Source organism: Termitidicoccus mucosus, from assembly GCF_038725785.1.
Classification (GTDB): Bacteria; Verrucomicrobiota; Verrucomicrobiia; order Opitutales; family Opitutaceae; genus Termitidicoccus; species Termitidicoccus mucosus.
The window spans coordinates 3,554,917-3,567,462 of the sequence record NZ_CP109796.1; the positions used below are offsets into that span (position 1 = coordinate 3,554,917).

Annotated in this window: 8 protein-coding genes; 5 read left to right on the forward strand and 3 right to left on the reverse strand. The window is 61.6% G+C overall.

What is annotated here, in order from left to right:
* Positions 1-861: 861 nt before the first annotated feature.
* Positions 862-2,079 (reverse strand): glycosyltransferase family 4 protein, encoded by a 1,218-nt coding sequence (locus OH491_RS12455; RefSeq protein WP_068770972.1) that lies wholly within the window; start codon positions 2,077-2,079, stop codon positions 862-864.
* Positions 2,080-2,455: 376 nt separating this feature from the next.
* Here OH491_RS12455 and OH491_RS12460 point away from each other — a divergent pair, with 376 nt between their 5' ends.
* The 5 genes from OH491_RS12460 (at position 2,456) to OH491_RS12480 (ending at position 8,225) form a co-directional block, all read left to right on the forward strand.
* Positions 2,456-3,448: a phosphopantetheine-binding protein gene (locus OH491_RS12460; protein WP_068770971.1), complete on the forward strand. Its 993-nt coding sequence runs from the start codon at positions 2,456-2,458 to the stop codon at positions 3,446-3,448.
* 107 nt (positions 3,449-3,555) lie between these two features.
* Positions 3,556-4,815, forward strand: a complete 1,260-nt coding sequence (locus OH491_RS12465) for a beta-ketoacyl-[acyl-carrier-protein] synthase family protein (protein ID WP_068770970.1) — start codon at positions 3,556-3,558, stop codon at positions 4,813-4,815.
* A gap of 400 nt (positions 4,816-5,215) precedes the next feature.
* Positions 5,216-6,175, forward strand: a complete 960-nt coding sequence (locus tag OH491_RS12470) for an SDR family NAD(P)-dependent oxidoreductase (RefSeq protein ID WP_068770969.1) — start codon at positions 5,216-5,218, stop codon at positions 6,173-6,175.
* A gap of 2 nt (positions 6,176-6,177) precedes the next feature.
* The gene (locus OH491_RS12475) at positions 6,178-7,401 is read left to right on the forward strand and encodes a glycosyltransferase (RefSeq protein WP_068770968.1); all 1,224 of its coding nucleotides are present in this window, start codon (positions 6,178-6,180) and stop codon (positions 7,399-7,401) included.
* Between the two features lie 362 nt (positions 7,402-7,763).
* Positions 7,764-8,225, forward strand: coding sequence for a DUF5069 domain-containing protein (locus OH491_RS12480; protein ID WP_068771176.1), 462 nt, complete (start codon positions 7,764-7,766; stop codon positions 8,223-8,225).
* A gap of 500 nt (positions 8,226-8,725) precedes the next feature.
* On the opposite strand, the gene OH491_RS12485 is transcribed toward OH491_RS12480, so the two are convergent.
* Positions 8,726-9,724 (reverse strand): glycosyltransferase family 2 protein, encoded by a 999-nt coding sequence (locus tag OH491_RS12485; RefSeq protein WP_068770967.1) that lies wholly within the window; start codon positions 9,722-9,724, stop codon positions 8,726-8,728.
* A 261-nt stretch (positions 9,725-9,985) separates the two neighbouring features.
* Positions 9,986-12,403: a tetratricopeptide repeat protein gene (locus OH491_RS12490; RefSeq protein ID WP_068770966.1), complete on the reverse strand. Its 2,418-nt coding sequence runs from the start codon at positions 12,401-12,403 to the stop codon at positions 9,986-9,988.
* Positions 12,404-12,546 lie beyond the last annotated feature (143 nt).

Consider the following 12,546-nt stretch of genomic DNA (forward strand, 5'->3'; position numbering starts at 1 on the left):
CAGACGCCTCGTGACCGCGACCCGCGCAGGGCTGGCGTTGCCAGCCCACCGGCTTGCGCGCCTCTTTTGGCTGGCCGGCGTTTCCGTTTCTTCCCGCCGCCCGTCCATGCAATCCACCGCCGGACGCGCCTGCCCCAAACTCAAGCCACCTTTGGCGCGACCGGCGCGAACGCTCCGCGCCAAGAATGCGACGCCGCGCCCCCTGCAAACCGACTCGCCTGACGGAATCGAAAAAACGCCCGCCACCGCAATGATGCCGCCACCCGGCGCACGCGCACCAAGGCCGCAAACCACCCGCGCCGGACAGCCGTCACCACTTCAAAAGGCTTCCCAACGGCGACAACCGCCTTTCCGCATCACCGGGAAGACCCCGACCGACGGGAGGGCAACCGGCGGAAGAATCCGCGCCATTGGCACGCAACAGCAACTTATGGAAACCCCAAAAATACCGGGACAAAAATGGGGCTCGACCAGCCGGACGGATTCCCGCATTATCAACGAATGGGAATTTGTATCCATGATTTGAATACAAATAAGGGGCTCGCCCCGTATCCAAGTCCCTCCGGAAGGTTGACAGGAAGTTGCCAAAAATGCTGTTTTTTGCTTCCCCTCCCCGCAACAACCTGCCACACTCTGCCCGTTCTAAATCATTAACCATCAAACAAGTCCGCTATTACTAGCGACTTATTCATGCCCAGCGTGCCGGCATCTTGCCTGCCGTCGAAACAGAAAGGCGCGAAGCGCCGCTGATTTTTTTCTTCCCAAACGAAGCCAATAAATGCCGCGCTTCGCGCGAGAAATAACGACGGCAGGCAAGGATGCCTGCGCTACGCATGCCGCGTCTCCCCTCGCCCGGCCTGCTCACGCGTGGCCAAACGCCGGATCGACGGCCGCGATGGCGGATTCGGCCCGCGGCGCGGGCGCGGCATGCGGCAATGAAAATAACAGCCGCGCGGACTCGTCCCATGTGTTGCGGCGCGCCCAGTCGCGTCCGGCGTCGCCGAGGCGCCGGCGCAAAGCGGGCTCGCGAATGAGCCTTTCGAAGGCCGCGACGAGACGGTCGGGTTCGTCGGGCGGCGCGAGCAGGCCGGTGGCGCCGTCGATCACCGCCTCGGGCACGCCGCCGACCTGATGCGCGACCACGGGCAGGCCGTGGGCGGAGGCCTCCAGGTAAACGAGCCCGAAACCTTCCACACTCATGCCGTGGTTGATGCTCGTCATCGCGAAGATGTCCGCCCGGCGGTAAACCGCGCCGAGCTCATGGTTGGGAATGTTGCCCAGGAAGTGCACGGGGAACGGCGCATGCGCGGCGGTGGCGCGGAGCTGCTTTTCGAAAGCACCGCGGCCGCGCGTGCCGACAAGCCAGTATTCGACTTTCTGGTGCAACTCCGGGGGCAGCATCTCCAGGGCGCGAAGCGTGTGATGCTGGCCTTTGCGCGGATGCAGCCGCCCGACGGTGAGGATGACGGCGCGGCCGTTTTTTGGGGGAAGAATCGACGGCGGCGCGGGGACATGGTCAGTGTTTGACAGGCCCACCCGGAGCGCGCCGGGCGTGAGAATGGTTTTCCTCCGGGCATTGGGGAAACGCAGGCAGAGCAGGTCGCGCGTGAAACGTGTCAGCACGCTCACCTTGGAAGCATGGTCGATGAGCCGTCGCGCCAGCGGACGGATGATCGGATGACGATGGAAGCGAAGGATCTCCGAGCCATGCACCGTGAGCACGAGGCGGCGGGGGCGGAAGGCGCTTATGAATTGCAAATACATCATCGCCAGCAATGGCCCCGGCTCGGGCATATACACGGTGGCATGGCGCAGCCGGCGGCGCTCGCGGATGAGCTCGATGCCGAGACGGACCTGACAACCGAGATCATGCGTGCCCTTGAGCGTCAGGCGCCGTATCTTGAACGGCCAAGGCTTCTCCTGATCGAGCGGAGCGGCTTGCGCCCAGACCTCGACATCGTGGCCAAGGCGGGCGGCGGCGCAGGCGATCTCCTCCGCAAACGTCGCGATGCCGCCACGTTTCGGATAAAATTCATGTGTGATCAGGATAATCGGTTCCGCGTGTGGTTTTTCAGACATCTTGATGCGTGTGATGACAGTTTTTTATGTCAAAAATGTTGAGAATGAGCAACCTGTAGAAAAGTCAAAAACTCATGGAAAAAAGAAATGAAGGATTCTTGCTTTTGGATTATGAGACTTTTTTATCAGACGCCTTATCCTATAGTTGGAATTAGAATCATGGCCTGTGTGATGGTTGGAACCACAAGAATCATTGCCTTACTGTCCACACAGAGGGAGATCCGTTCCTTCGGTACTGTAATGCATGATGATGCTTCTTATAATAAGAAACCCGGATATGATGCTGACCGTCATAGTGCTCCGTGACAGGGATGAGAATGAATCATTGTCTTGCATTTAATCACAATTTATTTATATTCCTACATATTTTTTTACGATGACCGATTCCGCCAACAACAACCCGTCCAAAGACGATTCTTCCAAGAACACCGCTGGCACCACCCCGCCATTGCCCACCCAAACGCAGGAAAATGACGAAGCGGCGTTGCGCGAATCCTTGAAACGCTGCTCGCCCGTTACGGTCGAGGCGGCGCTGGCCTTCCGGGTCACGCGCGATCCGGCGTTTGTGCCAGCCATTGTTATCGGCATCGTGGAGCGGTTTGTGGAGCCCGATTTGCGTTCGAAACTCAAGGGCGGCGCGGACGACGTGCGCCTCATCGACGATCTCGGCATCGACTCGCTCACGATGATGGAAATCGTGATTCTGGTGGAGGAGGTCCTGCAGGTGCAGATCAATAACGACGAGTTGCGCAACCTGCGCAGCATCGGGGAAGTAAAAGTGTTTATTGATTGCAAGCTCCGCGGCGTGCCGCCGCCGGCCCCGGCGCGTTTCCTGCCCATCGAGCAGATCGCCGCCGTCATGCCGATGCAGCCGCCGTTTTTGTTTCTCAACGAAGCGTCCGTCGGCGCCTCGGGCGCGGAGGGGAAATACAAGATCACCGGCGACGAGTTCTTCCTCCAGGGCCACTTCAAGGGCAACCCCGTCATGCCCGCATCCATGATGCTTGAGGCGCTGGGCCAGCTCGCCGTGCTCGCGCTTGTCGAGGGGATCATCCCTTCCGAAGACGGCCTCGCGGTCGATCCGGCTACGATTTATTTTACTTCATGCGAAGGCGTGCGCTGCCACCGGATCTGCCGGCCCGGCGATCTGCTTTCACTCTCCGTGAAACCGAAGCGCGCAAAAATGCCGCTGGCGACGTTCGAGGGCCAGATCCGCGTCGGCCAGGAAAAAGCCGTCGTGGTCGAGGAAATCACGCTGACGTTTGGATACGCCGGCGCACCCGCCGCCGGCACGGCGCCCGTCGAAAACACCACTGCGACCGCGCTCGAAACCACGGATTCCGCGGCCACGGCCCCCGCGAACAGCTGAAAAATTATTTTTCGGGATTTTCGATTCTCGATTTTCAAATGGGCGTCACCGCGCCGTTACGCATTTGAAACGGCAGCTCCATCAATCGAAAATCCAAATCTCCCTTCATGCCCAAAGTCTTCATCACCGGCCTCGGCTTTATCACCAGCATCGGCAACGATGCCGCCGCCGTCACCCAAAGCCTGCGCGAACTCCGCCACGGCATGGTCGTGTATCCGCCCTTCCAGAAAGCGGACTGCCCGGTGAAAATCGCCGCGCCCGTGAAGGACTTCGACACCGACTCGCCCGACCCCGAGGACTGGACCTATCCCGAGTGCTACCGCGTGCGCCGCGAGGTGCTCCGCAGCATGGGCCCCAACGCCTTCTACGCCTGGTGCGCCATGCGCCAGGCCATTGAGGACGCGCGCCTCGCCGAGGACGACATCTCCAACGAGGACACCGGCCTCTACGCCGCCTCGGGCGGCTCCCCGCACCTCTTCGGGCACCTCCTCAACAAAATGCATGACCAAGGCGTCATGCGCTGCTCGCCCATGGGCATCGTCGCCGCCATCTCCGGCACGGTGAATTTCAACCTCGTCGCGCAATTCAGAATCAAAGGCGCCTCCACCGGCTTCTCCTCGGCCTGCGCCTCCTCCTCGCACGCGCTCGGCTTCGCCCGCGACGAAATCGCGCTCGGCCGCCAGAAACGCATGTTTGTCGTCGGCGCCGAGGACGGCAACACCGACAGCATCCTGCCCTTTGCCGGCATGCGCGCCCTCTCGCTCCAGACCGACCCCGCCCTCGCCTCGCGCCCCTTCGATGCCGCGCGCGACGGCTTCGTCGGCACCGGCGGCGCGGCCGTCGTCGTGCTCGAAAGCGAGGACGAGGCGGCGCGGCGCGGCGCGCGCCCCTATTGCGAAGTCGCCGGCTGGGGCCAGGCTTCCGACGGCCACAACGTCGCCATCTCCCATCCCGAAGGCCACGGCCTCGCCGCCGCGATGACGCGCGCCCTGCGCTCCGCCGCGCTCGAGCCCGCCGCCATCGACTACGTCAACGCCCACGCCACCTCCACGCCCATCGGCGACATCTCCGAGGCGCACGCCCTGCGCGCCGTGTTCGGCCCCTCCGGCGCGCGCCCGCTCGTGAGCAGCACCAAGGCGCTCACCGGCCACGGCCTCTCGCTTGCCGGCGCGCTGGAGACCGGCATCTGCGCCCTCGCGCTCCGCGACGGTTTTGTCCCCGGCTCCGCGCACATCACGCAACTCGACCCCGCCTGCGCCGACCTCAACATCCCGCGCGAAACCCTGGAAAAACAAATCACCCGCGTCCTGAACAATAGCAGCGGCTTCGGCGGGGCGAACGTGGCCATCGTGCTGAAAAAATCCTGACCGCGGATGAATAAAACCGAACCAGTATTTTGAACAGAAGGAAACAAAGATGACCAAAAAAACAATGATCATAAAAGGTATTCTTCGCTCCCTTTGTTTCCTTCTGTCCAATAAAACCGAACCAATATTCTGAACCACGAAAAACGCCAAACCACGCGAAAGCGATCCCTGCCTTTTCGCGGTTTTCGCGGTTTAAATAAACCGAACCATTATTTTTTAGCAGGATTACAGTATTTTTCAGGATTATCATGATTAAAACCCAATCCTGTTAATCCTGAAAAATCCTGTAATCCTGTCCCAAAAAAACGAACCAGTGAATTGCCCACGGAACATACGGAAATAATAATACAAAAAATTCCCCCCGCGACCCTCCGCGGTCAAGTTTCTCATTATATAAAAAATGCCGCCGCCGCTCTCGACCCGCTATCGCACCGCCTTCGTCACCGGCGCCTCGTCCGGGCTCGGCCGTGCGTTCGCGGAGATGCTCCTCGCCGAGGGCGCGCGCGTGTGGGGCACGTCGCGCGACACCGCCCGCCTCGCATCGCTCGCCGCCCATCCCGCCTTCACCCCCGTCGCGCTCGACCTGGCCGACGGCACCGCCGCCGAAACCGCCTACGCCCGCGCCGCGGCGCAAGCCGCCGCCGGCGACTCCGGCGCCGCGCCCGGTTTCGACCTCGTCATCAACAACGCCGGCTTCGGCCGCTTCTCGCCCTTTGCCGGGACGCGGGATTTCGCCGTCTGGCAAACCCAGCTCGACGCCATGCTCACCCATACCGCCCGCCTCGCCCATGCCGCGCTGCGCGGCATGATGGCGCGGGGCCGCGGCTGCCTCGTCAATGTCTCCTCGCTCGCCGCCGAGTTTCCGCTGCCCTTCATGGCCGGCTACAACATCGCCAAGGCCGGGCTCTCCGCGCTCAGCGAAAGCCTGATTTTTGAAACCCGGGGCACCCCCGTCGTCGTCATGGATTTCCGGCCCGGCGACTACCGCACCGCCTTCAACGAGGTCATCCAAGCCGAGGCCGCCGCCCGCCAAGCCACCCCGTCCTCTTCGCCACCCAATCCACCCATGCCTGACAACACAAACATCGCCGCGACCCACGGACCGGAACCCGGCGCGCCGCCGCTCCGCGTCCCGCATCCCCGCCTGTCCCGCGCCTGGGATGCGCTCGAGAAAAATCTCCGGGCATCGCCGCCGCCCGAACGCGCCGCGCGCGACCTCCGCCGCGCGCTTCTGCGCGGGCGTCCCGGCATTGTCCGCTCGGGTTCATTTTTCCAGGCGCGCCTTGCGCCCCTGGCCACGCGCATGATGCCGGCCCGCCTGCGCCGGGCCGTCCTGGCGCGTTATTTCGGAGCCGCCTGACCGTGGCCAGGCTCCGCATCCTTGTCCTCACCTCAAGCACCGGCGGCGGCCACGATTCCCGCGCCAATGCCTTTGCCGAGTGGTGCTTCGCGCTCTACGACCACGACATCGAGGTGCGCATCGAGCAGATGCTCGAAAAATCCTCCGTGATCAACCGCGGCGGCGTGAACTTCTACAACTGGATCCAGCGCCGCCTGCCCGCGCTGCACACCGCCTTCTACACCGCCGTCGAGGGGCTGCGCTTCCTCAACCGCCGCAGTGTCGTGATCGGGCGCGGCTATTACGACCGCGCGCTCGCGGAGTTCCGCCCGCACCTCGTCTTCAGCGTGCACGATTGCCTGAACCGCGGCTACTTCCAGCGCGCCCGCAAAATCCTCGGCGCGCAAAACGTCCGCTGCGCCACCTATTGCGGCGAGTTCTCCGGCGGCTGGGGCTACAGCGCGAACTGGCTCGAACCCTCCGTTGATCTCTACATCTCGCGCACCGCCACCGCCCGCGACTACGCCGTCAGGCACGGCATTCCGCCGGAACGCGCCCGCGTGCGCGGGCACCTCATGAGCCCGCGCGCGCATCTCGAGCAGATGGATGCCGGCCAGCGGCTCCACCACCTCAAACGCAAGCTTCGCCTGCGTCCCGACCGGTTCACCGTCTTTCTCGCCACCGGCACCAATGGCGCCAACAATCACTTCGCGCTCCTGCCCTCGCTCGTGCGCCACGCCGGCCGCTGCCAGGCCATCATCATCTGCGGACGCAATCGCGAGATTTACAACCAGCTTGTCCACTGGCGCACGCGCCATCCGGAGTTCTCCTGCCATATCGAAGGTTACTCCGAGGACGTGCACCTGCTCATGCAATGCAGCGACGCCATCGTCACGCGCGGCGGCACCACCACCTGCGCCAAGGCCCTGCATTATTGCTGTCCGATCATCTTCAACGCCTTCGGCGGCATCATGCCGCAGGAGCGGCTCACCCTGAAATTTTTCAGGAACGGAGCCGGCAGCGGCCTCATCCGCGACGCAAACGAGTTCACCGAAATCATCGACCGCTGGATGGCCGATCCCGCGAGTTACGCCGCGTATAAGAACCAGTTCACCGCCGTGCGTTACGAGGAGGACCCGACGCTGCTGATCGACGAGCTTGTCGCCCTCGCCCGCGAGGCCGCGCCCGGCGAGGAACCCGCCCGGCAGCCCTTCCCGCCCAGGAATGGCAACGGCCTGGCACATTAGTATCCGATGATCTGATACCATTTATTGAACTGAATTTTATTAGGCAGGGCGAGGCGCCCCCGCCGAGCCGCGGCTCAGCACGGAGGCTTCGCCCTACCTTGATAAGTCTATAACTGGTTCGAAAATGGCATGATACCATTTATGAATGGAACTCAGATTTTTTGGTGGAGGGCCGGGCTCCCGCGAGGCCGTCGCGGTGTGACGCAATGTTTTTCCACGATGGCCTCGCGGGAGCCCGGCCCTCCAAAAGTCGAAATTCATTTCACGTCTGGCATGCTGTGTCTTCCGGCTACCTTGCGCCGGCGGTTTCGCGGCTGAAAATTTTTCGCGACATTTCGCGCGTTTCGCGGTTCATCCATCACATGCGTTCCAAACCCATTCCCGGCTCCACCGGCGAAGTGCTCGCCTGCCTGCCCTCCCCTTACCTGCCGCACGCGGCGACCGGGCTGCTTTACCTCCCGCGCTTCATCGCGAAGTGCAAATACACCAAGGCGCACGGCTCCCTGCCGCCCAGTTACGCGAAAAACTACAAACGCGGGCTCGACCGCTTTCTTTCGCTGCACCTCGGCGTCGATCCCTCCGCCGTGGAGGAAATCGTGCACACCTCCGCCGACGACGCGGAGATCGACCGCCGCCTGCTCGCGCTTTTTCCCGCCGATGTGCGCGCCGCAAAATGGAACCGCGACCTCGTGCAAAAAGGCATGACGCCCGCCGGCCAGGATTTTCTGCGCGAGGCGCTCACCGCGATGGGCTGCGCCGACCGTGCCGGGGAAATCAAAAGCGTGCCGGACCTGATCGACTTCGACGAAGGCCGCATCGAGTGAGTCCGTCTCCTTCTGTTCAAATAATGGTTCGGTTTATCTCACACCAAGGCACGAAGGCACAAAGTGCCGGGAAGTGTGCCATTATAATTCATTCCTTTGTGTCTTTGTGCCTTGGTGTGAGATAAATGGTTCGTTTTATTTAACCATGGATTTCAAGGATTATCACGGATGAGAAAAAGACTCGGAAAACCGTTGGTTGTATCCGTGTCCCTCCGTGCAATCCGTGATTAATTTATCGGTTTTATTTTAATTAACCGCAGAGAGCACAAAGACCCCATGTCATTTCGCCTCTGCGTGAGTTTTTGCATGTTTGTGTTTCCCCAAAACGCCTAGTTCTACTTTGTTAAACTGAGGTTACGCGAACGGGCCGAGGGATTGCGTGGCATGGGCGTCTCGCCCATGTGCCCGGGGTTTGCGGCGCGGAGCGCCGCCCACGGGCGGGGTCGCCCGTGCCACCCGCCCCACCCTGCCTCGCGTAACACCAGTTTAACAAAGTAGAACTAGAACGTCTGCGGCATCCTCATGCCCAAGCGGCCGCGCAGCAGGTGCGCGCGCCCGGCAAGCCGCATCCCGGAATTTCCCAGCAGGCGCGACATCCAATGCAGCATCCGGGCGCTGTGCGTGGCCGGACGCGTGCGCAGGAGGATGCGGCGGTTGTAACGCAGCAGCCAGCGCGGCATGCGCGGCGCGTTGAGCAGAAGCTCGCGATAAAGCGGACCGTATTTCTCAAGCCACTCGGCGCGGTCAAACTCGACGGACTGGCCGCTCGCGCGCAGGCGGGCCAGGTTGCGCTTCACCTGCATCGCGCAGCAGGCGGCCTTGCGCCCGCTGCGGTTCGATTCGCTGGTGTAACGCCCGTCGCTTTCGTGCGAGCGGTAGAAGCTCAGCGTGGCGGCGAGCTGCGCCGCCCCGCCGGCCAGCGCGAGCCGGAACCACATGTCCCAGTCGCCCGAGTAAACCGAGTTTTGCGGAAACCCGCCGAGCGCGAGCGCGGTTTCCCGGTGCATCAACTGCCCCGGAAACGCGAACTGGTTTTTCGCCGCAAACTCCCGCAACGGCACCATGCGCCAGCGCGCGCCGGGCGGGCATTCGTTTTTATGGAAAAAGGGCTCGCCGTCGCGTGAAACAAAAGTCGTCGCGCCGCAGAAAAGCGCGCACGAGTCCACCTCCGGCGCGACCTCCAGGATGCGCTCGACGAAATCCGGCGCGAGCATGTCGTCGTCGTGCAGCACCGAGATCCACGGCGTCGGGCTGCGGCGGATGGCGAGGTTCATGTTGCCGAACTGGCGCACATTGGCCTCGTTGCGATGATACTCCACGCGCCCGCCGAACTTCGCGAGCATGCGGTCGAGCGCCCGCCGGTCGAGGCAGCCGTCGTCGTGCAGCAGCACGCGCACCGGCACGGTCTGGTTGACCGCCGACGCGAGCGCCTGCTCGAGAAAATCGAGCCGCCGATACATCGTGACCCCGATCGAAATGTCATTCGCGGAAAGCTGCATACGATCACCGATGTTAGCGGGTTTTCCTCCAAAAACCATCAGGGCATCCCTGATTGGCCGGATTCACGGAGGATTTACCGCCAAGTTAATCCCAAGGATATTTTGAATGGCCGCAAAGAAGCGCCAAAAAGCACAAAAATGGAAGTGCCCTCCTGTTTCTTTTTATCAGGCCACTCGCAAACTCGTTGTGCCTTTTTGCGGCTATTCATTTCTTCGGTTACGGCTGCGCCGCTCCAAGTCCATTTGTGGTTAAAAAACCTCTTATTTGGCCTCAAGGCGTGAGAGCCGCTCCAGATTTTGCCGCGCCTCCTGCAACCCCGGCTGCAATCGCAGCGCTTCCCGAGCTTGCGCCAATGCGTCCTGGATGCGACCGAGTTTTTCGAGCGCAATGGCGTAGCCGAGATGGATGACCGCCTGGTCGGGGGCTCTTTTCAACGCTTCCTCGTATTGCACGATGGCCTCGGTATGGCGTCCGCATTGCGTGAGCGCGACGGCGTAGTTATAACGGACGCTCGCGCGCGAGGGATCGGCGCGCAAGGCTTCTTCATAATGCGGCAGGCTTTCCCCGCTGCGCTCCAGCGCGACAAGGATGTTGGCGAGCAGAAACCGGTTCGCGGGATTGCCGGGAACGGCGTCCACCATCGCCTGTGCCAGCAGATGCGCCGCCTGCGTGTCCCCCTGGGCCATGAGCGCGGCCGCCCGCCCGCCGACATGGCGCTGTTTCTCGGGGTCTTTTTCCAGACAAAGTTTATATTGTGCGGCGGCCTCGGCATAACGCTTCACCCCATACAACGCATCGGCATAGCCTAGGCGCGCCTGCACATCATCGGGAGGCCCCGCCGCGAGCTCCGCCTCGAAATAAGGGATGGCCTCCTGCCAGCGTCCCAATTGAGAGAGGAGGCGCGCAACGTTGTCTTGAATGTCGACACTCGCCGGGGCGAGCGCGGCGGCTTTTTTGTAATACTCCAGCGCCACATCCAATTGGCCGCCTTCACGCGCCTTGATATTACCCCGGTTGTTCCATGCCTCGGGATTCCGGTCATCAGCCGCCAATGCCTTTTTGAAGCACTCCTCCGCGGCGGCAAGGTTGTTTTTGGCGAAATGGACATTGCCCATGATGACGAGCCCGGCGGTGCTGCCGGGGTCCGCCGCCAGAAGCCGCTGACACACCGTCATGGCCTCGTCAAAACGGTTCAATTTCAAAAGCGCCTGGCAATAATTCGTATAAAAAACATCCTCACGGGACACTTTCCTGCCGTTGGCCTGCTCGTAGTAATAAATCGCCTCTTCGTAATTGCCGATTGTCGCGTAAGCGTGCCCGAGGTTGTTGTAATGATCGCCACGGCTGGGGTGGAGGGTCACGGCTTTTTCCAAAAAAGGCAATCCCTCGCTGGCCCGTCCGAGCCGGACCAACATATTGCCATAGTTCCCGTTTGCGCGCGCGCTGACCGGATATTTCCGGACGATATCCGTCCACAGGGTGTCGTCATCGACATAGACCTTGTTGCGGTCAAAGGTCATCACCGCAAAGAGTGCGACGATCGGAATGCCGACCCATAAAACGCGACGGGAAAGAAAATGATAACCGGCCAGCACTACCGCAGCCACCACGGCGGTCAGCGAAAGATACATGCGGTGCTCGGCGACCACTTGCGTGGCCACCGGGATCACGGTGGTTGTCGGGGCCAGCACCGCGAGGTAGAACAACCCAAGCCATCCGGCGCGGGGGCGTTTCCAATACAACAAAAAACAGGCCGCCACAAAAACCAGCACCAAAAGCATCTGCCACCATACTTCCGTTGCCTTGGTATATACAAACAGGCCGTAATCGAACACCAGGGGATGGGGAATAAACGACAGATAGAGATAACGGACGAACGCCCAGCATTGAGTCAGCGCATAGGGCCACCATGTGATTTCCGAATCCGCGGAGAACCCGACGGTGCCGCCCCGACCGCCGGCGCCGGCCACCAGCAGCGCCAGCGGAATCCAGGTGAGGGCATAGGCGGCATGCCAGCGCCAGCGGCGGCGCAAGGCTTCGCGGATCGATCCGGCGACAAACGCAGCGTCATAAAGCACGATCATCACCGGCGCCGACACCATCACCTCTTTCGTGGCCATGCCGGCCAGACAGGAAAGCCAAGAGACGCCCAGCCAGAGGTAATTTACGATTTGCGGTTTTCGACTGTCGATTGAGGCGCTTTCGCGCCGTGCCCTATCCGGTCCTTTTTCCCCTCCTTCATTCGTCAATCGGAATTCAGAATTTGTAATTTTCTCCCTAGCGGCGCGAATGAAACCATATAGCGTCAGCAAATAAAACAGGGCCATCAATGACTCCGCGCGCTGCACCATGTAGGTCACGGCCTCGGTTGCCAGGGGATGCACCAGCCAAATTGCCGCCGCCAGCCAGCCGAGCATGAACGCGGAATCGCCGAAGCGCTCGCGCAACCCCGGCAGCAGCAAGGTGCGCCGCACGATGCCGAGCAGTGCGAGTCCTGCCAGCCAATGAATGAGCAGATTGCCCGTATGATAGCTCCAGACGCCGGTCCCGCTGATTTTGTAATTGATCGCAAAGCTCAGGTTGAGCACCGGACGCCCGCTGGCTGTCTCGCCGTTCTTCATGTCCGGGGCAAGCGCCGTGCCCCATTGCCGGATGCTCGTGTTGTCCTGTATGGACATTACATCATCAAAGATGAAGGGGAAGTGAAACGTGTTATGGTATGCGGCCAGTGTAACCAGAAACAATAGGCCCGTCGCGATAAGAAGGTGTCGTCGCGGGATGGCACCGGAGCCGTTTGGAACGGGGGATGGGCTCGTTTGTT

Excerpts from the sequence above, each read along its gene's own strand:
- OH491_RS12455 (WP_068770972.1), bottom strand. The coding sequence starts at position 2,079 with ATGTCTGAAAAACCACACGCGGAACCGATTATCCTGATCACACATGAA.
- OH491_RS12460 (WP_068770971.1), top strand. The coding sequence starts at position 2,456 with ATGACCGATTCCGCCAACAACAACCCGTCCAAAGACGATTCTTCCAAG.
- OH491_RS12465 (WP_068770970.1), top strand. The coding sequence starts at position 3,556 with ATGCCCAAAGTCTTCATCACCGGCCTCGGCTTTATCACCAGCATCGGC.
- OH491_RS12470 (WP_068770969.1), top strand. The coding sequence starts at position 5,216 with ATGCCGCCGCCGCTCTCGACCCGCTATCGCACCGCCTTCGTCACCGGC.
- OH491_RS12480 (WP_068771176.1), top strand. The coding sequence starts at position 7,764 with ATGCGTTCCAAACCCATTCCCGGCTCCACCGGCGAAGTGCTCGCCTGC.
- OH491_RS12485 (WP_068770967.1), bottom strand. The coding sequence starts at position 9,724 with ATGCAGCTTTCCGCGAATGACATTTCGATCGGGGTCACGATGTATCGG.
- OH491_RS12490 (WP_068770966.1), bottom strand. The coding sequence starts at position 12,403 with ATGTCCATACAGGACAACACGAGCATCCGGCAATGGGGCACGGCGCTT.